At 69.9% G+C, this 21,101-nt stretch carries 14 protein-coding genes; 5 read left to right on the forward strand and 9 right to left on the reverse strand.

Annotated elements, in window-relative coordinates:
• A partial coding sequence (locus tag CXP56_RS02665; protein ID WP_286899615.1) for an ABC transporter permease occupies positions 1-1,138 on the reverse strand: 1,138 nt, incomplete at its 3' end.
• Positions 1,139-1,276: 138 nt separating this feature from the next.
• Positions 1,277-2,671, reverse strand: coding sequence for a cystathionine beta-synthase (locus CXP56_RS02670; RefSeq protein WP_286899617.1), 1,395 nt, complete (start codon positions 2,669-2,671; stop codon positions 1,277-1,279).
• Positions 2,672-2,910: 239 nt separating this feature from the next.
• Here CXP56_RS02670 and CXP56_RS02675 point away from each other — a divergent pair, with 239 nt between their 5' ends.
• Complete coding sequence (locus tag CXP56_RS02675; protein WP_028847619.1) at positions 2,911-4,767, forward strand: bifunctional metallophosphatase/5'-nucleotidase; 1,857 nt, start codon at positions 2,911-2,913, stop codon at positions 4,765-4,767.
• A gap of 149 nt (positions 4,768-4,916) precedes the next feature.
• Positions 4,917-6,137 carry an acetyl-CoA C-acetyltransferase gene (locus CXP56_RS02680; protein ID WP_286899619.1) on the forward strand — a complete coding sequence of 407 codons (1,221 nt, stop codon included), beginning with the start codon at positions 4,917-4,919 and terminating at the stop codon, positions 6,135-6,137.
• A 71-nt stretch (positions 6,138-6,208) separates the two neighbouring features.
• Here the strand turns inward: CXP56_RS02680 and CXP56_RS02685 are convergent, their stop codons facing one another.
• Positions 6,209-7,030: a Bax inhibitor-1/YccA family protein gene (locus tag CXP56_RS02685; protein ID WP_028847617.1), complete on the reverse strand. Its 822-nt coding sequence runs from the start codon at positions 7,028-7,030 to the stop codon at positions 6,209-6,211.
• A gap of 193 nt (positions 7,031-7,223) precedes the next feature.
• Between CXP56_RS02685 and CXP56_RS02690 the strand changes: the two genes are divergently transcribed.
• A complete protein-coding gene (locus CXP56_RS02690) occupies positions 7,224-9,221 on the forward strand; it encodes an SDR family oxidoreductase (RefSeq protein ID WP_286899624.1) in 1,998 nt (665 codons plus the stop codon).
• 149 nt (positions 9,222-9,370) lie between these two features.
• Positions 9,371-10,546 (forward strand): DivIVA domain-containing protein, encoded by a 1,176-nt coding sequence (locus CXP56_RS02695; RefSeq protein WP_286899627.1) that lies wholly within the window; start codon positions 9,371-9,373, stop codon positions 10,544-10,546.
• A gap of 107 nt (positions 10,547-10,653) precedes the next feature.
• Here CXP56_RS02695 and CXP56_RS02700 read toward each other — a convergent pair whose 3' ends face one another.
• Positions 10,654-12,066 (reverse strand): amidase, encoded by a 1,413-nt coding sequence (locus CXP56_RS02700; protein ID WP_286899650.1) that lies wholly within the window; start codon positions 12,064-12,066, stop codon positions 10,654-10,656.
• A 273-nt stretch (positions 12,067-12,339) separates the two neighbouring features.
• On the opposite strand from CXP56_RS02700, the gene CXP56_RS02705 reads away from it, so the two are divergent.
• A complete protein-coding gene (locus CXP56_RS02705; protein WP_286899716.1) occupies positions 12,340-16,626 on the forward strand; it encodes a HAMP domain-containing hybrid sensor histidine kinase/response regulator in 4,287 nt (1,428 codons plus the stop codon).
• A gap of 119 nt (positions 16,627-16,745) precedes the next feature.
• Here the strand turns inward: CXP56_RS02705 and CXP56_RS02710 are convergent, their stop codons facing one another.
• The 5 genes from CXP56_RS02710 to CXP56_RS02730 form a co-directional block, all read right to left on the reverse strand.
• Positions 16,746-17,144 (reverse strand): response regulator, encoded by a 399-nt coding sequence (locus tag CXP56_RS02710; RefSeq protein WP_038045008.1) that lies wholly within the window; start codon positions 17,142-17,144, stop codon positions 16,746-16,748.
• A complete protein-coding gene (locus CXP56_RS02715; protein ID WP_286899663.1) occupies positions 17,141-17,818 on the reverse strand; it encodes a sensor histidine kinase in 678 nt (225 codons plus the stop codon). The genes CXP56_RS02710 and CXP56_RS02715 overlap by 4 nt, the downstream gene beginning before the upstream one ends.
• Complete coding sequence (locus CXP56_RS02720; protein ID WP_286899665.1) at positions 17,808-19,370, reverse strand: phytoene desaturase family protein; 1,563 nt, start codon at positions 19,368-19,370, stop codon at positions 17,808-17,810. The genes CXP56_RS02715 and CXP56_RS02720 overlap by 11 nt, the downstream gene beginning before the upstream one ends.
• 63 nt (positions 19,371-19,433) lie before the next feature.
• On the reverse strand, positions 19,434-20,273 hold the full coding sequence (locus CXP56_RS02725; protein ID WP_038045007.1) for an SDR family oxidoreductase: 840 nt from the start codon (positions 20,271-20,273) through the stop codon (positions 19,434-19,436).
• Complete coding sequence (locus CXP56_RS02730) at positions 20,270-20,872, reverse strand: carboxymuconolactone decarboxylase family protein (RefSeq protein WP_038045005.1); 603 nt, start codon at positions 20,870-20,872, stop codon at positions 20,270-20,272. Before CXP56_RS02730 ends, CXP56_RS02725 begins: the two co-directional genes overlap by 4 nt.
• Positions 20,873-21,101 lie beyond the last annotated feature (229 nt).

The raw sequence follows: 21,101 nt of genomic DNA on the forward strand, positions 1-21,101 counted from the left end.
GCTGCTGGCCGTAACCCTGCTGCTGGCCGAAGCCACCCGGCTGCGGCGGGCCGAAGCCGCCCGGGCCACCGTAGCCGCCGGGGGCGCCGAAGCCACCGGGACCGCCGAAACCGCCAGGCCCGTCCGGCGGCAGGCCCACGAACTGCTTCGTCCCCGGGAAGAAGCCGAGGGCCGAGTACGCGGCGATCAGCAGGCCGAAAATCAAGGTCAGCGTGGCCCGAGTGGTCTCGGGAAGCGAGATCAAGTAGATCAGGGCGGCGATGGCGGCGACCGCTCCACCGGACACCGCGAGGATCACGCCCAGCTTGGCCGATTTGCGCAGCGCCACGAGCACGCCACCGGCCACCGCGAGGGCAGCGCCGACCGTCATCAGGACGGTGTAGATCCACGCCTCGGTCGTGCTGCACTCGTCCGGGCTCTCCCCCTTGAGTTGGGCCAACTGCTTGCACGCCTCGATGTCTTGATCGCCGATGCTGCCGAGGTCGGCCATCATCGTGATCATCAAAATGAGGACGGTCAAGCCCAGGGCGCCGATCACGGCGCCGGCGATCCAGGCGAACATCGCATTGTTCTGCCCGGGCCAGGCGCCGAAACCGCCCGGGCCACCAGGGCCGCCGTAACCCGGCTGCCCCATGGGCTGGCCGTAGCCCTGCTGCGGGAAACCCTGCGGCGGCTGGCCGTAGCCCTGCTGCGGGAAACTCTGCGGCGGCTGGCCGTAGCCCTGCGGCGGCTGGCCGAAACCACCCTGCTGCGGCGGCTGGCCGAAGCCGCCCTGCTGCGGCGGCTGCTGGCTGAAACCGCCCTGCTGGCCCTGCTGCGGGTTCTGCTGCCCGCCCGGGTTGTCCTGCGCGCTCGGCGGCGGGGTGTACGGGATCGACGGGGGCTGCGTGCCGGGCGAGACCATCTGCGTGGCCTCGCTGCTCTGGTCCTGCCCGCCCGGTGGCGACGGCGGCTTCACCATCTGCGTGGCGTCGCCCGCGCCTGCCGGCTCGTCCGGCGTCTGACCGGGCTGCACCACCTCGGTGGGCTCTGGCGCGTCACCGAACGGCGCGTTCTGCTGCTCCGCCTGCGGCTCAGGGCCGCTCGGCGGACCCCCCTGGTTCTCCTGTTGCGGATTCGGTGGCTCGGGAGCACTCATGTGGGCTCAATCCCCTTATGAGAAACGACGGGTGAAAAGCACCAACGTCGTTGGTCAGTCAGTTGTTGTCCTTCGCTGCGCCACACGCTATCGGATCATCGTGCCGTCCGCTGGAAAGGCCCCCCGGGGTGCCGGCCCTCAGCGCTGCTCGGAAGCGAAGAACGCGAGCATGTCGTGCCGCGTGATGACCCCGACCGGGCGACCGTCCTCCAGCACGAGTGCCCCGTCGGCGTCCGCCAGCGCGGTCATCGCCGCCTGGACCGGCTCGCCTGCGCCGATCGTCGGCAGCGGAGCCGACATGTGCCGGTCCAGCCGGTCGGACAGCTCCGCCTTGCCGGCGAACAGCGCCTGCAGCAGCTCCCGCTCGTTGACCGCACCGACCACCTCGGCGGCCATCACCGGGGGTTCGGCCGAGACCACCGGCATCTGGCTGACGCCGTACTCGCGCATGATCTGCACTGCCTCGGCCACCGTCTCGTTCGGATGGGTGTGCACCAGGTCGGGCAGCGACCCGTCCTTGCGGCGCAGCACGTCACCGACCGTGGCATGGCTGGACTCCGGCGGCAGGAACCCGTGCCTGGCCATCCAGGAGTCGGAGAACACCTTGGTCAGGTAGCCGCGGCCGCCGTCCGGCAGCAGCACCACGATCACCGCGTCGTTGCGGCCCTCGGCGGCCAGCCGTTCCGCCAACCGCACCGCTGCGGCCGTCGCCATGCCGCACGAGCCGCCGACCAGCAGCCCCTCTTCCCGCGCCAGCCGGCGCGTCATGGCGAACGACTCCGCATCGGAGACCGCGATGATCTCGTCCGGAACGGTCCGGTCGTAGGCGTCCGGCCAGAAGTCCTCGCCGACCCCTTCCACCAGGTACGGGCGGCCGGTGCCACCGGAGTACACCGAGCCCTCCGGATCGGCGCCGACGACCCGCACTGCGCCGTCGGAGACCTCCTTGAGGTACTTGCCGGTCCCGGAGATGGTCCCGCCGGTGCCCACGCCCGCCACGAAGTGCGTGATCTTGCCTTCGGTCTGCCGCCACAGTTCCGGGCCCGTGGTCTCGTAGTGGCTGCGCGGGTTGTTCGGGTTGGAGTACTGGTCGGGTTTCCACGCCCCCTCGATCTCCCGCACCAGGCGGTCGGAGACGCTGTAGTACGAGTCCGGGTGCTCCGGCGGCACCGCCGTCGGGCACACGACCACCTTGGCGCCGTACGCCTTGAGGACGTTCCGCTTGTCCTCGGACACCTTGTCCGGGCAGACGAACACACAGTTGTAGCCCTTGCGCTGGGCGACGAGGGCCAGCCCGACGCCGGTGTTGCCGGACGTCGGCTCCACGATGGTGCCGCCCGGCCGCAGCTCGCCGGATTCCTCGGCGGCCTCGACCATGCGCAGCGCGATGCGGTCCTTCACGCTGCCGCCCGGGTTGAAGTACTCGACCTTGGCCAGCACCAGCGGCCCGTTGTCGATGTGCGCGGTGACGGCGTTGAGTTTGACCAGCGGCGTGTTGCCGACGAGGTCGATGACGTGCTCGACGTAGTCCACGGGTCCTCTTCCTGACGTGAATGCCGACGCGAAGCTGCCACTGCCGACGGCCCGGACGGCACCTAAGCCTATGCCGACCGCGGTGACCGGGCAGCTTGCCACCGGTACCGGTGCGTCGATCAGGCCACGACGAACGACGTGACCGGCGACACGTCCGGCCATCCGGCTGGCAACCGTTGTCCGTATCGCCCGAAAGTGCTTAGCTTCCCGTCGTTCCACCGGACGACCAAGGGGTGATCATGTCCGCACGATCTTCTCGCCGGAGCAGGCTGACCGCCGCTGCGGCGGCCGCGGCCCTCGTTGTCAGCGCAGGCGTGACCGGCAGCGCGAGCGCCGTCGCCGCACCGCAGAAACCCGCGTTCACCCTGCACGTGCTGTTCACCAACGACGCCGAGTCGGCGTTGCTCGGCGTGGACGGGGACGGCAGCACGGACGAAGGGCCGATCGTCGACGACGGGCCGAGGCCCTACGGCAGCGCCTCCCGCATGGTGGCGTTGGCGAAGAAGCTGCGCGCGGAAGCCACCCGGGGCAAGCCGCCCGCGGGCCAGGCGGCCAAGCGCGGCGTGCTCACCCTGTCCGGCGGGGACAACTTCCTTGCCGGGCCGGAGTTCGCCGCCAGCCTGGACAAGGGCGTGCCGTTCTACGACTCGCTGGCGCACAAGGCGATGGGCTACGACCTGTCGATCATCGGTAACCACGAGTTCGACTTCGGCCCCGAGGTGACCGCGCAGTTCATCGACGGCTTCCGCGGAACCGTGCCGTTCGTGAGCGCGAACCTCGACGTCAGCGGGGAGCCGGCGCTGCAGTCGCACGCCGACCGCGGCACGATCGTGGCCACCCACGTGGTGAAGATCCGCGGCGAGCGGGTCGGCGTGATCGGCCTGACCACGCCGGAACTGCCATCGGTGTCCAGCCCGCGCAACGTCAAGGTCGACCCGGACCTCGCCGGGATCGCCAACTGGCACGCCGGCTACCTCGAGGCCAAGGGCGTGAACAAGATCCTGCTGGTCAGCCACCTGCAGGACATCGACAACGAGCTGGCCCTGGTGCCGAAGCTGCGCGGCGTGGACGCGGTGATCGGCGCGGGCGGGGGTGAGATCCTCGCCGACGAAGGCGACCGGCTGATCCCCGGCGACCAGGCCGAGCGCGGCTTCCCGCTGTGGGCGACCGACGCCCAGGGCAAGAAGGTCCCGGTGGTCACCACCACCGGCGACTACAAGTACCTGGGCCGCCTGGTGCTGAACTTCGACCGCAACGGCACTGTGATCGGCATCGACGAGGAGCAGACCCAGCCGGTGCGGGTGTCCGGTGTCGGACCGGACGCCATCAAGGGTGACCGCAAGGTGCGCGAGCAGGTGGAGAAGCCCGTCGCCGACTACATCGAGGGCCTGGCGGACAAGGTCGTCGCGGACAGCGCGGTGGCGCTGGACGGCGTGCGCAACAACGTCCGGTCCAAGGAGACCAACCTGGGCAACCTGATGGCCGACGCCCTGCTGTGGGCGGGCAAGCAGCAGGCGGCCGAGTACGGGGTTCCCGAGCCGCAGGTGTCGATCCAGAACGGCGGCGGCATCCGCAACGACTCGGTCATCCCGACCGGCCCGGTGACCGCTCTGAACACCTACGAGATCGCGCCGTTCGCCAACTTCGTGGCCGTGGTGCCCGACGTGCCGCGGGAAACGCTGAAGCAGCTGCTGGAGCGCGGAGTCGCCGCCGCGCCCGACGCATCCGGCGCGTTCATGCAGGTCGGCGGCCTGCGGTTCACCTACGACACCTCGAAGCAGGCGCAGGTGGTGGAGCCGGGCAGCGGCGGAACCATCGTGACACCCGGCGAGCGGGTGCAGGAGGTCGTGCTGGACGACGGCACGGTGATCGTCGAGAACGGCCAGGTGGTGGACGGTCCGCCGGTCACCATCGCGACCAACGACTTCTCCGCCCGCGGTGGCGACGACTACCCGTTCGGCGGCCTGCCGTTCACCCCGGTCGGCATCACCTACCAGGGCGCGCTCGAGCAGTACCTGACCGACGGCCTGTCCGGGAAGGTGACCGCCGAGGACTACCCCGAGGGCGGTGAGGGCCGCATCACACCGATCAACTGATCGATCGGCCTGGCCCTGCTGCGGGCAGGCGGGCACGATAAGGGGACTGGTTCGTGCCGTGGCCGGCCAAGGCCGTGTGCCGAGGGCACCGGGCCACGGCACGAACCGGGCACGAGCCACAGCCGTCTCACCGGTCCGAGGAGCCCGCCATGCCCGAAGCCGTCATCGTCGCCACCGCCCGCTCGCCGATCGGGCGCGCGAGCAAAGGATCGTTGGTGGACATGCGCCCCGACGATCTCACCGTGCAGATGGTGCGGGCCGCGCTGGCCAAGGTGCCGCAGCTCGACCCGGCCGACATCGACGACCTGATGCTCGGCTGCGGCCTGCCGGGCGGTGAGCAGGGATTCAACATGGCCAGGGTGGTGGCCGTCGCGTTGGGCTACGACCACTTGCCCGGCACCACGGTCACCCGCTACTGCGCGTCGTCCCTGCAGACCACGCGCATGGCCATGCACGCCATCCGGGCCGGCGAGGGCGACGTGTTCATCTCCGCGGGTGTGGAGACGGTGTCCCGCTACGCCAAGGGCAACTCCGACTCGCTGCCCGGCACCCACAACCCGTTGTTCGCCGAGGCGGAAGCGCGTACCGCCAAGGCGGCCGCCGAAGGGGCCGACGGCTGGACCGATCCGCGCGAGTTCGACCAGGTCCCGGACATCTACATCCCGATGGGGCAGACGGCGGAGAACGTCGCCCTGCTCAAGGACATCAGCCGGGAGGAGATGGACGAGTTCGGAGTCCGCTCGCAGAACCTGGCGGAGAAGGCGATCGCCGACGGCTTCTGGGCCAAGGACATCACGCCGGTGACGCTGCCGGACGGCACCCAGGTGACCAAGGACGACAGCCCCCGCCCCGGCGTGACGATGGAGGGCGTCGCCGCGCTGAAGCCGGTGTTCCGGCCGGACGGCCGGGTGACCGCGGGCAACTGCTGCCCGCTCAACGACGGCGCCGCGGCGGTGATCGTCATGTCCGACACCAAGGCCCGCGACCTCGGCATCACCCCGCTGGCCCGGATCGTCTCCACCGGCGTCAGCGCGCTGTCGCCGGAGATCATGGGGCTCGGCCCGGTGGAGGCGACCCGGCAGGCGCTCGACCGGGCGGGCATGACCATCGACGACGTCGACCTGGTGGAGATCAACGAGGCGTTCGCCGCCCAGGTCATCCCCTGCTACCGGGAGCTGGGCATCGACATCGACAAGCTCAACGTCAACGGTGGTGCGATCGCGGTCGGCCACCCGTTCGGCATGACCGGCGCCCGGATCACCTCGACGCTGATCAACTCGCTGCAGCACCACGACAAGCAGGTCGGCCTGGAGACCATGTGCGTCGGCGGCGGCCAGGGCATGGCCATGATCATCGAACGACTGTCGTAGGTCCCGGCACACGAAAGCGGGGCGCCTGACACCAGACGCCCCGCTTCGGCAGCTCGCTCACCGGCAGCCGGTCACTCGGAGTTGAAGATGGCCAGCAGCCGCACGATCTCGAAGTACAGCCAGACCAGCGCGGTCATCAGGCCGAACGCGGCGTACCAGGCGTACTTGGCCGGCATGCCCGCGCGGATCATGTTGTCGGCCATGTCGAAGTCCAGCAGCAACAGGAACGCGCCGAGCGCGACGAAGGCCAGGCCGACCAGCACGCCGAGGGTGCCGGTCCCGCGCACGCCCAGCTCGGCGTCGAACAGGCCGAGCAGCAAGTCGACGAGAACCAGGCCCATGGCCCCGAGCAGCGCACCGGTGACCCACTTGCGCATCCGCGGCGTGACCTTGACCGCGCCGCTGCGATAGACGAACAGCATCACGACGAACACCACCGCGGTGCCCATGACCGCCTGCAGCCCGACCCCGCTGGCGGCCGGCGGCAGGAGCGCCTCGAGCGTGCCGGTCATCGCACCCAGGAACACGCCCTCGACGGCCGAGTAGCCCAGGGTCAGCCCCGCGCTGGCCTTCACCGTGAACGAAATCGCGATCGCCAGCACGAACCCGGCCACCGCGGCCAGGGCGGTCACGATGAACACCGACAGCTGGGCACCGGCGGCCAGCTGACCGTGCGCCCACACCGCGGCGAAGATACCGGTGAGGATGGCCACGCCGACGCTCGCAGCCGTCTTCGTCACCACGTCGTCGACGGTCATAGGCCGCTCGATGGCCTCCGTCGCTCCGGGGTAGTGCGGCACCCCGGTCTGCGTGCCACCGAAACCCGCATAAGGCCCGCCGTCGATCACACCGCTCGGCAGCCTGCGGAATGCGGGGTTGCCACTTTGATGCACTACGTCCTCCTCGGGAGGTCACTGGAAGGTCTTTCCCGGCGCCTGCACCTGGTCAACGTCCGGTGTGGCGCACCAGTTCCACGGACACTCGACGATCTTCACCCTACTTGTGCTGCACGCACGACAGCGAGATCCGCGACCGGACCGTGACCGTGAGTCGACAATCGGCAACGACGGCACGAGAATGCACGTCATGACCAACTACCTGGTGACCGGGGCGACCGGGCTGATCGGGCGCCATTTCATGAGGGAAGTCCTGGCCGACCCGGAGACCGAACGGGTGTGGGTCACCGTGCGGCCCGGCTCACGGGACAAACTGGACAGAATGGCCCGCGACTGGCCGAATCGCGACAAGCTCACGCCGGTGATCGGCGACGTCAGCGAGGAACGCCTGGGGCTGTCCGAGGACGTGGTGCAGCAGTTGCGCGGCCGCGTCGACCATCTGGTTCACCTGGCCGCGCTGTACGACATCGAAGCGGACGACGAGGCCAACGAGCGGATCAACATCGCCGGAACCGCCAACACCATCGCCCTGGCCGCCGAGATCCGGGCAGGCTGCCTGCACCAGGTGTCGTCGGTGGCGGTGGCGGGTGACTTCGCAGGCACCTTCACCGAGGACATGTTCGACCAGGGGCAGCGGTTCCCGACGCCGTACCACCGCACCAAGTTCGAGTCCGAGAAGCTGGTGCGGGACCAGCACGACGTGCCGTGGCGGGTGTACCGGCCGTCGATCGTGGTGGGCAACTCGCGCACCGGCGAGATGGACAAGATCGACGGGCCGTACTACCTGTTCCCGGCCATCCAGAAGCTGGCGACGCTGCCCGCCGTGCCGTTCGTCGCCCCGGATCTGGGGGACACCAACATCGTCCCGGTGGACTACGTGGCCCAGGCGCTGCACGAGCTGGTGAAGCGTCCCGGCCTGGACTACCGCACGTTCCACCTGGTCAACCCGGAACCGCAGCCGGTGCTGGCGGTGTTCAATGCGTTCGCCAGGGCGGCGGGCGCCCCGACCGTGGCGACCACCATCGGCGGCAAGCTCGGCCGCACCCTGGTCGACGTGGTGAAGTTCACCGAGCACCTGCCCGGGGTGACCATCGCCAGGGACGCGCTGCTGGAGCGCCTGGGCATCCCGGCGGTGCTGCTGGACAACATGAACTTCCCGTCGGTGTTCTCCTCCGCCGCCACCCGCAAGGAGCTGGCAGGCACCGGGATCGATCTGCCCCGGCTGGAGGACTACGCGGCCACGCTGTGGGCCTACTGGACCGAGCACCTCGACCCGTTCCGGGCGCGCAGGCACCGTGGGCCGCGCGGCAAGCTGGACGGCAGGCACGTGATCATCACCGGTGCGTCGTCCGGCATCGGCCGCGCCACCGCGTTGAAGGTCGCCGCGGCCGGAGGGGTTCCGCTGCTGGTGGCGCGCCGCCAGGCGGAGCTGGAGCAGGTGCGCAAGGAGATCCTGGACGCGGGCGGCAAAGCGGCGATCTACCCGTGCGACCTGACCGACCACGAGGCGGTGCACAAGATGGTCGAGCAGATGCTCGACGAGCACGGCCACATCGACATGCTGGTCAACAACGCCGGCCGCTCCATCCGCCGGTCGATCCGGCTGTCGTACGACCGGATGCACGACTACGAGCGGGCGATGGCGATCAACTACTTCGCCGCCGTGCGGCTGATCCTCGCCGTGCTGCCGCACATGACGCAGCGCAAGTTCGGGCACATCGTCAACATCTCGTCCATCGGCGTGCAGGGCATCGCGCCCCGGTTCTCCGCCTACGTGGCGTCCAAGGCTGCACTGGACTACTTCTCCAAGATCGCCGCCGTGGAGATGCACGGCGACGGCATCACGTTCACCACGATCCACATGCCGCTGGTGCGCACGCCGATGATCCGGCCGACCAAGATCTACGACGCGTTCCCCACCAAGTCGCCGGACGAGGCGGCGGACATGGTCATGGACGCGTTGATCAACCGGCCCAAGCACATCGGCACGCCGACCGGACAGCTGATCAACGCCGCGTACAACGTCACGCCGGGGCTCACCGACGCGGTCGCCTACCAGGCCTTCCGCGTCTTCCCGGACTCCGCGGCGGCCGGCGGCGACGGCAAGCTGAAGATCGGCAAGGGCGAGCGGCACCTCGGCAGGGCGGCCAGCGCGCTGGTGCGGCTCACCAGGGGCTTCCACTGGTGACCATGATCGTCACTGTGGGTAACCGCGTCACCCGTTCGGGCAGCCCGACAGGCCGATGCCCGCTCCACCGGTGACATCGGGCCGTGCGAGAGTACCTTCGGAGTGGTCAGCGGCGTTCCCCGCGAGCCGTGGCCGATGAAGGAGGATCCTTGACTTCACCGACTCCGCCACCGCCTGTCCACCACGTCCCCGTGCCCGTCCAGCGGGAGTTCTCCACGCACTGGAACGGCTACGACCGCACCGAGGTGCGCACGCACCTGGCCCGTGTCGAGGAAGACATGCGCCAGCTGATGGCGGAGCGGGACAAGCTGACCGCGCAGCTGGGCTCCATGGCCAAGCAGCTGGAGGTGCTGCGCAAGGAGAACGCGAAGCTGAAGGAGCGGGTCGAGGAGCTGAAACAGCCGCCGAAGAACCTGGCGGACCTGGACGAGCGGATGCAGCGGGTGGGCAAGCTGGCGCACCTGCGGGCGGAGGAGATCACCACCAGGGCGCAGACCGCCGCGGAGGAGAACTGGAAGGCCACCGCCCAGGCGTCGATCGCGCTGCGGGAGCGGTACCGCAAGCTGCTCAAGGAGCTGGACGAGTACGCCGAGCAGCTGCACGCCGAGCACCGGGCGGCGCTGGAGGAGACCAGGGCGGAGGTGCAGGAGCTGGTGGTGGATTCGGTCCGCCGCCGGGAGGCGCTGGACGCGGAGGCGGAGCGCAAGCGCAGGGCCATCGAGCAGGAGTTCGACGCGACGATGGCGGCCAAGCGCAAGGAGCTGGAGAAGCACCTGGCCGATCAGCGCACGGCCGCCAAGCAGCAGGCCGAGCGTCGGATGGCGGAGGCGCAGGCGGAGGCGCGGCGCATCGTCGCGGAAGCCAATGCGGAGGCGCAGCGCCGCACCGACGAGGCCAGCCGGGTGGTCGACCGGCTGCTGGCGATCAGCAAGGCCGCGCACAGCCGGATGGCGGCCGCGAACCAGTACCTGGCGTCGGCGGAGGAGACGCTGAAGCCGACCGCCGAGGAACTGCAGCCGGTGCCGCGGGCCGAGGATGCCGTGCCGACTGTCCCGGAACCGCAGGCGAACGGGGCCAAGCCGGCGCCGGCCCAGGAGAAGGACGCGGACGGCAAGGCGGGCGGCGAGCAGGCCGCCGACGGGAAGACCGTCGCCGAGAAGGACTCGGCCGAGAAGGCCCCGGAGGCCGAGCCCGACGGCCGGCAGACGGCAGGCGGGAAGGCGGCCAACGGCAAGGCGCCCGACGACAAGGCCGCCGAGACCACCGTCGACGCCAAGGACGACACAGCGGACGAGCGCGAGCCGGAAGCCGCCAAGACCAGCTGAGGACCGGTCGGCCGAGCCGTCCCCGCACGGTCGTCGATTCGTGAGGTTTGCCCGTTCCGGCCCAGCCCGGCACGCGGGCGGCAGCACCGACCGCGCTGCCGGTGCGCTCAGCCCGCGTCCTGGATGCGCCGGAACGGCCGCTCCGCCTCCAGCTCGTAGGCCAGCTCCAGCAGCGTCCGCTCGTCCCCGTGGGTCGCGGCGAAGTGCACGCCAACCGGCATCCCGTCGGGTGTCTGTCCGAGCGGCAGCGACATGGCCGGACCGCCTGCCACGTTGTTCAGCGGCGTGAACGCCACGTATTTCGTCAGCCGGTCGAGCAGGTCGTCGAACGGGACGGTCGGGCTGAGATACCCCAGCTTGGGCGTGCTGTGCGCGAGCACCGGCGAGATGATCACGTGATAGCGCTCGAACATGCGCGCGTACTCGTGCTTGATCTGGTTCAGCCGGTACAACGCCTGCGGGAAGCGGTGCAACGATCGCTGGTAGCGGCGCCGCAGTCCCTTCGTGAAGCCGTCCAGCTTCTTGCTGTCGAAGCTCCGGTCCATCACGCGGCCGAACGCGCTGATGGTGAACGCGAGGAAGCCCCAGTAGACGATGAAGTCCTCGACGAACTGCGTGCTCAGCGGCAGCTCGACCGGCTCGACGGTGTGGCCGAGCTTTTCCAGCAGCACGACGGTGTCCTGCAGCGCGTCGGCGGTGGGCGCGTCGACCTCGGCGTCGGTGATCGAGCGGGTGACCAGCCCGATGTGCAGCCGCCGCTGCGCCGGCCCGCTGACCATGCCCAGGGCCGGGTAGCGCGGGTTGCGCCAGTACTGCTCGGCGGCCGCCCAGAACGCCGCGGTGTCCCGCACGGTCCTGGTCAGCACGCCTTCGGACACCAGGTTCAGCGGCATCGTCCTGGCCTGCTCGCCGTCGACGTGCCTGCCCCGGGTGGGCTTGAGCCCGACAAGGCCGTTGACCGCGGCGGGAATCCGGATGGACCCGCCGCCGTCGTTGGCGTGGGCGATCGGCACCGCCCCGGAGGCGACCAGCGCCGCGGCGCCGCCGGACGACGCACCCACCGAGAACTCGGTGTTCCACGGGTTGCGGGTGGGCTCGCGGCGGGCGTACTCGGTGCTGGCGTTGAGCCCGAACTCCGGCAGGGTGCTCTTGCCGAGTACGGTGAACCCCGCGCTGAGCAGCTGCTTGGCAACCCGCCCGTGCCGCGCAGCCGGCCGCGGCCGGTACGCGTCGGTGCCGTTTCCGGTGGGCATGCCCGCCACGTCGGTGTTGTCCTTGACGAAGAACGGCACGCCGGACAACAGCCCGGGCGCGGGGTTCGCCGCGGCCTCGACGGCCTGCTCGAACGCGGCGAACTCCACCGCGTTGAGCGCCGGATTCACCTTCTCCACCCGCGCGACGGCCGCCTCGGCGACCTCGACCGGGCTCAGTTCCCGGCGGCGGATCAGCTCGGCCAGCGCCACCGCGTCGTGCTCGCCAAGAGCATCGTCGGCGAACGCGTGCACCCTGGTGTCGGTCATCGGCGAGCTCCTTAGACGTCTGTATGAATCCGGACTCAGCGTAACCGATCCGCCAAGTGGGAATCCTGCATCGACCTACGGCGGCAAAAGGTGTCCTTGTGCCCTATTCGGACGCACACCTTACGCCGTAGCTTCAGCCATTCGGACGCCGTCGCGCGAGTCGGCGTACGCGGTAGGACACGAGGAGCTTGGCCGATGGCGCGCAGATCCCCTGCTCAACGCCCACCTGCGCCGGTAACCGGCACCACCGGCAAGGCCACCGGCGACGACGGCATGACCGACGACTTCTGCCCGGAGGCGACAGCCCGCGAAGAGGGCTTGCACCAACTGCTGCACGGGCTGCGCGCGGTCCGCGACGGCGACTTCTCCACCCGGCTGCCGCGCGTGGACGACCCGCTGATGGACGAGATGGGCACCGTGTTCAACGGCATGGTGGACCAGCTGACCCGCTTCACCTCCGAGGTGACCAGGGTGGCCAGGGAGGTGGGCACCGAGGGCAAGCTCGGCGGCCAGGCCGAGGTGCCCGGCGTCTCCGGCACCTGGAAGGACCTCACCGACTCGGTCAACGCCATGGCGGGCAACCTCACCGACCAGGTGCGCGACATCGCCCGGGTGGCCACCGCGGTGGCCAACGGCGACCTGACACAGAAGATCACCGTGGACGTCAAGGGCGAAGTGCTCGAGCTGAAGGACACCGTCAACACGATGGTCGACCAGCTCTCCTCGTTCGGCGCCGAGGTCACCAGGGTGGCGCGGGAAGTGGGCATCGAGGGCAGGCTGGGCGGCCAGGCGACCGTGCCCGGTGTGGCGGGCACCTGGCGCGACCTGACCACCTCGGTCAACTTCATGGCGGGCAACCTCACCGACCAGGTGCGCAACATCGCCCAGGTCACCACGGCGGTGGCCAAGGGCGACCTGACCCAGAAGATCACCGTCGACGCCCGCGGCGAGATCCTCGAGCTGAAGAACACCATCAACACGATGGTCGACCAGCTGTCGTCGTTCGCCGACGAAGTCACCCGCGTCGCCCGCGAAGTCGGCACCGAGGGCCGGCTCGGCGGGCAGGCCGACGTCAAAGGCGTCTCCGGTACCTGGAAGGACCTCACCGAGTCGGTGAACGTCATGGCGGCCAACCTGACCGACCAGGTGCGGTCCATCGCCGAGGTCACCACCGCGGTGGCCAAGGGCGACCTGACCCAGAAGATCCGGGTCGACGCGCGCGGCGAAATCCTGGAGCTGAAGGAAACCATCAACACGATGGTCGACCAGCTGTCGGCGTTCGCCGACGAAGTCACCCGCGTCGCCCGCGACGTCGGCACGCAGGGCAACCTCGGCGGGCAGGCGATCGTGCGCGGTGTCTCCGGCACCTGGAAGGACCTCACCGACAACGTCAACGTCATGGCGTCGAACCTGACGTCGCAGGTCCGCTCGATCGCCCAGGTCGCATCCGCGGTCGCCCGCGGCGACATGTCGCAGAAGATCACCGTGGAGGCCAAGGGCGAGGTCGCCGCGCTGGCCCAGACCATCAACACGATGGTCGACACCATCTCGGCGTTCGCCGCCGAGGTGACCAGAGTGGCCCGCGAGGTCGGCACCGAGGGCATCCTCGGCGGGCAGGCCAGGGTGCCGAACGTGGCGGGCACCTGGAAGGACCTGTCGGACAACGTCAACTCGATGGCCTCGTCGCTGACCAGTCAGGTGCGCAACATCGCCCAGGTGACCACCGCGGTGGCGCAGGGCGACCTGACCAAGAAGATCGACGTGGACGCCCGCGGCGAGATGCTGGAGCTGAAGACCACCATCAACACGATGGTCGACCAGCTGTCGTCGTTCGCCGCCGAGGTCACCAGGGTCGCCCGCGAAGTCGGCACCGAGGGCATGCTGGGCGGTCAGGCGCAGGTCGAAGGCCTGGCGGGCACCTGGAAGCGGCTCACCGAGAACGTCAACGAGCTGGCGGGCAACCTCACCAGGCAGGTGCGGGCCATCGCCGAAGTGGCCAGCGCGGTCGCCCGTGGCGACCTGACCCGCTCCATCGACGTCGAGGCGCAGGGCGAGGTCGCCGACCTGAAGAACTACATCAACGCCATGGTGCGGTCGCTGCGCGAGACCACCAGGGCGAACGAAGAGCAGGCGTGGCTGAACACCAACCTGGCCCGCATCTCCCGGCTCATGCAGGGCCACCGCGACCTGCGCAGCGTCGGCGAGCTGATCATGGACGAGCTGGCCCCGCTGGTCGGCGCCCAGCACGGCACGTTCTTCCTCGCCGAGACCACCGACCACGGCAGGCGGCTGCGGCTGATCGCCAGCTACGGCCGGTACTACGACGACCTCAGCCCCCGGCAGATCGAGCTCGGGCAGACCCTGATCGGCCAGGTCGCGCAGAGCAACCGGCTCGTGGTCATCGACCAGACGCCGCAGGACTTCCTGACCATCTCCTCCAGCCTCGGCGAGGCCGCTCCGGTCAACGTCGTGGTGCTGCCGATCACGTTCGAGGACCAGCTCATCGGGGTGCTGGAGCTGGCGTCGTTCAACCGCTTCACCGACGTGCACGTCGAGTTCCTGCGGCAGCTGAGCGAGTCGATCGGCGTCATCGTCAACACGATCATCGCCAACGCCCGTACCGACGCGCTGCTGGAGGAATCCCAGCGGCTGGCCGCCGAGTTGCGCGTCCGCTCCGAGGAACTGCAGGAACAGCAGGCCGAGCTACGCCGCTCCAACGCCGAGCTGGAGGAGAAGGCCGCCCTGCTGGCCAGGCAGAACCGCGACATCGAGATGAAGAATTTCGAGATCGAGCAGGCCAGGCAGGAGCTGGAGGAGCGGGCCCGCCAGCTCGCGCTGGCCTCGAAGTACAAGTCGGAATTCCTCGCCAACATGTCGCACGAGCTGCGCACCCCGTTGACGTCGCTGCTCATCCTGGCCGGCGTGCTGGCCAAGAACCCGACCAAGAACCTCACCGCCAAGCAGGTGGAGTTCGCCAACGTCATCCACTCCGCGGGCAGCGATCTGCTGCAGCTGATCAACGACATCCTGGACCTGTCCAAGGTCGAAGCGGGCAAGATGTACATCCACCCGGAGCCGTTCCCGCTCGAGCAGCTGCTCAGCTACGTCCGCACCACGTTCGCCCCGCTCACCGCGGAGAAGGGGCTGGATTTCGAGGTCGTGGCGGACGACGACGTGCCGGACCAGCTGGTGACCGACGAGCAGCGGCTGCGTCAGGTGTTGCGCAACCTGCTGTCCAACGCGGTGAAGTTCACCGAGCGGGGCATGGTGAGCCTGCGGATCAGCATGGCCGATCCGGACTCGCTGGCCGAGACCCCCCGCCCGGTGATCGCGTTCTCGGTGTCGGACACCGGCATCGGCATCGCGGAAGCCAACCTGGAGGCGATCTTCGGGGCGTTCCAGCAGGCCGACGGCACCACCAGCAGGCGGTACGGCGGCACCGGGCTGGGGCTGTCCATCAGCCGCGAGGTCGCCTATCTGCTCGGTGGGGAGATCCGCGCGAAGAGCAGGCTGGGCCAGGGCTCGACGTTCACGTTGCTGCTGCCCGTCGCCGCGACCGCCCCGGCGGACGGGGGTTCGCCGGCGGGCGAGCAGTTGCACACCGGCCGTGGCAAGGAGACGGCCGAGCCCGACCACAGTCGCGTGCTGGTGGTCGAACAGTCGGACGAGCAGCCGGGCCCGTTGCTGTCGCTGGCTCGTGGGGTGGCCAACGAGCTGGCCGCGGGCCAAGGGGACATCGGGTTGACCACGGTGGCCGACGCGGGGGCGGCGATCACCGCGCTGACCGCACGGCGCCATCGCTGCGCGGTGCTGGAGATCGCGCCGAACAAGCGGACCCTCGACGTGGTCAAGGCGCTGACGGAGAACCCGACGCTGCGCTCGCTGCCGATTTTGGCGGTGGTCACCGGCAAACTCACCGCGGCGCAGGACCGCATGCTGCGCAGCTACGCCCGCATCCAGCCGATGGAGCTGCTGTCGTCGTACGAGGAACTGCGCAACCGGATGCTGCTGTACTTCTCCGCGGGCGACCCCGGCGACCTGCTGCCGATGCTGCTGACCCAGCAGAAGGCCGGCGACGAGGCGGACGGCAAGGACGAACGGCCCGACGACTCACTCGACTACGGCGTGCTGCAGGGTCGCAAGATCCTGCTGGTCGACGACGACTTCCGCAACGTGCTGGCCATCGCGGGCATGCTCGAGTTCTACGGCATGACGGTGGTGCATGCCGCCAACGGCCGTCGAGGCATCGAGCAGCTGCTGGCCAACGACGACGTCGACGTCGTCCTGATGGACGTGATGATGCCGGAGATGGACGGCTACGCGACGACGACGGCGATCCGGCACATGCCGCGACATGCCGACTTGCCGATCATCGCGGTGACCGCCAAGGCCATGGAGGGTGACCGGGAGAAGTCGTTGGCCTCCGGGGCTTCGGACTACGTCACCAAGCCCGTGGACGCGGACGAACTGCTGTCGTGCATCCATCGGTGGATCACGCGGCGGGACGCGGCCAGGTCCCGGCCGGAACCGGAACCCGCCGTCGATCCCGCACCGCAGTGAGCCCTCTCCGGCACAGGCAGTGCCGATGACCAGGCCGAGGTGCCCGGCCAACCTCGAGAACGCAGGTCGCGGGCCATGCGAGCGTGCTCGCCGCCCCGGTCGGCACCGGCGGGTGTGCGCTACCTGCCCCGCGCGGCGCGCTGGCCCAGTACCCGGACGGCGTCGACCACTTCGTGGTTCGGCGCGCCTTTGACCAGGTAGTCCGACACCCCCAGGGACCGCATGGTGGCGATCGATTCATGGTCGCCGAGCGCCGAGAACGCCAGCAGCTTCGTGGCAGGCACCCTCCGGCGCAGCTCGCCCGCGGCACGCTCGCCCCCGCCACCGGGGAGCCGGATGTCCAGCACGATGACGTCCGGAGCCAGCTGCTCGGCCAGCGACACGGCCTCCTGCGCCGAACCGGCGACGCCGACCACCGCGATGTCCGGCTCGATCTCCAGCAGTGCGTGCAGCGCCGCCCGGATCGCCGGCTCGTCGTCCACGATCAGCACGCGTATCGGATCGTCCCCGATGGTCATGGTGTGGCTTCCAGCAGACGCAGTGGCAACCAGAATCGCACCGTGGTGCCCGTGGCGGACGCCTCGCTTTCCCACCACCCGCCGCCGGACAGCGCCCATTCCCGCATCACCCGGGAGCTCAGTTCGGCGCCTTCCGGCTGCCCGTCGTGCGGCCCGTTGTCCCCGACCTCGGTGAGCAGGCCGCCGTGGTCCGGCCTGACGGTGACCGTCAGCCGGGTGGCACTGCCGCGGCGCCGCACGTCCTCCACCGCGATCTGGGTGAGGCGGAAGGCCGTGAGGACGACGCGCGACTCGAGCTCGTCGGCCACCAGGTAGTCGACCTGCCCGTCCAGCGCCCACTCCTCGGCCGCGTGCAGCACGTAGGCGCGCAGCATCTCCTCGAGCGTGCCCAGTTCGAGCGCCCGCGGCCGCAGCGAGGTCACCAGCCCACGCAGCGTCGTCATCGCCGCCGAGACCGCCTCGGTCACCTCGTTCATGTGCTCGCGTTCGGCTTCCGGCAGCCGTGCGGCCAGCAGCTGCATGCGCAGCCCGACCGCGACCAGTGCCTGCATGGGGTCGTCGTGGATGCGTTCGGCGAGCCGCTGGCGGTCGAGCTCGTGCGCGTGCAGCAGGTGGTCGATCAGCCCGGCCGGGTCGGCGACGGGGCGTTGTCCGTCCAATGGCTCAGGCAGCACGCTGTCCACCCGCCGATTCGGCCAGCACGGCCATCGCGGCGTTGTGGCCGCCGATGCCGCTGACCCCGCCGCCCCGCAGCGCTCCGGCGCCGCAGAGCAGCACGCGCGGGTACTTGGTGGCCACTCCCCAGCTGCCCGGGTCGTGCTCGCCGTGTGCATACGGCCACTGCAGATCGCCGTGGAAGATGTGCCCACCCGGCATGCCCAGCTCGCCCTGCAAATCCAGCGGTGTCTTCGCTTCCAGACACGGCCTGCCCGCCGCGTCGGTGTGCAGGCAGCTCTCGATCGGCTCGCCGAGCACCGAGTCCAGCGACCGCAACGTGGCGCGCAGCGCTTCGGCTTTCGCCGCCTCGTGGTCGGCGGCGAACAGCCGTGCGGGCATGTGCAGGCCGAACAGCGTCAACGTCTGCATGCCCGCCTGGCCTTCCTCGGGCCCGAGAATCGAGTCGTCGGTCAGCGAGTGGCAGTAGATCTCGCACGGCGGCAGCTGCGGGATGCGCCCTTCGGCGGTGACCCGGTACGCCTCCTGCAGCTGCGCCAAGTCCTCGTTGACGTGCAGCGTGCCGCTGAACGCGTCGCGCGGATCCACCGCGGGGTCGGCCGGCTTCGGCAGCCGCCGCAGCACCATGTTGACCTTGAGCTGCGCGCCTTCCGGCGCCGACGCGGGGTCGCCGAGCAGTTCGCTCAGCACGCTCGGCGCCACGTTGGCCAGGATCCACCTGCCGTGCGCGGTGTGCTCGGCGTCGCGGCGGCGGAAGCGCACCTCGCCGTCGGGGTCGATGGCGGTGACCTCGGCCTCGGTCACGATGTCCGCGCCCGCCGACCGCGCGGCGTCGACCAAAGCAGCGGTGACCGCTCCCATGCCGCCGACCGGAACGTCCCAGTCGCCGGTGCCGCCCCCGATCACGTGGTACAGCCAGCACCTGTTCTGCCGCAGGTCCGTGCCGTCCAGGTCGGCGAACGTCCCGATCAGCCCGTCCGTGGCCACCACGCCGCGCACCGTGTCGTCAGTGAAGCGTTCCCGCAGCGTCTCGCCGAGCGGTTGCTCGAAGACCACCCGCCATGCCTCGTCGTCACCGACGGCCGCCCGTAGTTGCTCGCGGGTGGGCAAGGGCTCGGTCAGCGTGGGGAACACGCGCTGGGCGACACGACCGGTCAGCGCGGACAGTTCCTGCCACGCTTGGTAGTCGCGCGTCGATCCGGTCACACGGCGGAACGACTCGGCGGTCCGCTCGGCGTCCTCTCCGTCCACCAGCAGTCCGGTGGCCGCGTCGCCCCGCTTGACCGGCGTGTACGAGGAAATCCGGCGGCGCCGCAGCCGCACACGCAAGCCCAGGTCGTCGACGATTCGCTTGGGTAGCAGGCTCACCAGGTAGGAGTACCGCGACAGCCGCACGTTTACGCCTTCGAAGGCCGCATGGCTGACCGCGGCACCGCCGGGCGACGCTCCCCGTTCCAGGACCACCACGCGCAGGCCGGCTCGGGCCAGGTAGGCGGCGGCCACCAAGCCGTTGTGCCCGCCGCCGACGATCACCGCATCGTGTGAAGTCATCCCGCGAACCTACCTCCGTTCCGCGCCGCAGCGGAGCCCCCGCCCGGCCGGACGCCGGCCGCGTCAGACCTTCGAGCGGGCGCGGGCGGTTCGTTTCCGCACTTCACGCAGCATGAGCCGATGCAACTGGTGGCTCGCCTGCGGGGAGAGACGTTCCAGCCACCAGCCCAGGCGGGCGTAGAACGGGGTGATCACGAAGCGTCGCCCGCGCCGCACACCACGCAACAGCCTGCGCACCGCCTCCTCGGTGGGCAGTGGCCTGACCGGGACGATCGTCCTGGGGTTCGGCACGCTCATGCTGCCGTGCAGGGTGGCCGTGTCGAACATGCCGGATTCCACCCAGGCGGGGCAGAACACCGTGGTGCGAATGCCCGCCTCTTCCGCCTCCAGCGCCAGCGCCTTGTGCAAACCGACCACGGCGTGCTTGGTGGCGGTGTAGTGCACCTGCAGCGGGACCGGCACCAGGCCGGCCGCCGAAGCGGTGCTGACGATGTGGCCGGAGCGTTGGCGGAGCATCTGGCGGTAGGCGATCATCACCCCGTTGAGCACCCCGCGCAGGTTGACGTCGACCGTCGTGTCGGACTCGTCCAGGCTCACCGTTTCGACTTCGCCGAAGATGCCCACACCCGCGTTGTTGACCATGTAGTCCAGGCGGCCGAATTCGGCGACCACTTCGTCGACGGCGTCCTGCACGTCGGCCCGGTCCGCCACGTCCACCCGCATCGCCCGGGCCGAGCCGCCTGCACGCTTGATCTCGCCGATCACGGCGTGCAGCGGCTCCTCCGCCACGTCGGTGGCCAGCACGAATGCCCCTCCGGTGGCCATTTGCCTGGCGATCTCCGCGCCGATGCCGCTTGCCGCACCGGTGACGATGGCCGTCGCTCCCGCGAACGGACGCGTCATGCCGACCTCCTGGTGAATCGTGCGCTGACGGCCTGCACCACGCGGGCCAGACCGGTCGGCCGCCGTGGGGTGTCCGGCTGGATGCCGAGAGCGTTGATGGTCATCGCCACCATTTCGTAGTGCCCCACGAGCATGGGGAGTTCGATCAGCTGCCGCTCGTCGAGACAGCCGCGCAGCTGCTGCCACGTTCCGGACGTGATGGATCGGTCGTGGTGCAGCTCGTCGACGGCGGTCAGCAGCGAGCGATGCCGCGGTGTCCATGCCTGCGCCGACGGACCCACCGCGACCGCCTCGATCTCGGCGTTCGTGATCCCGGACTGCCGGGCGAGCTTCACGTGGTGCTGCCACTCGTACGCGCAGCCGCACAGGTGGGCGACGCGCAGGATGACCAGCTCGGTGTCGCGGCGCGGCAGTGTCCCGCCGGGCATGAGCGTGCCGGCGAACATCAGCCATGGGCGGAACATGCGGCGGTGGCGGGCCAACGTGGTGAACAGGTTGGGCGGCCCGGTGCCCGCCGCAGCGCCGAGCGCTCCGGTGATGGCCGTGTTCACCAGCCCCATGTCGCGCCGGGTGGCCGGTGGGATCCGCGGTTGGTCCACTACCGGACGGTAACATAAGTGAACACTTTTGTTCATAGAACCGAGCGTGGCCGCCGGACAGCCGACCGCCAGCCGGACGTCCACCACTGACGGCGGGGCGCGGGTCCGGTGGAGCCGGGAGGTTGTGCTGCGTAGTCGGCGCACCAGCGACCGGCCAGCGGCCGCACTGCGACAGCGCCTCCACCACGGGCGTCGTCGGCGCACGCAGGAACCGACCAGCCAGTGCCTG

Source organism: Thermocrispum sp., assembly GCF_002919275.1.
Taxonomy (GTDB): domain Bacteria; phylum Actinomycetota; class Actinomycetes; order Mycobacteriales; family Pseudonocardiaceae; genus Thermocrispum; species Thermocrispum agreste.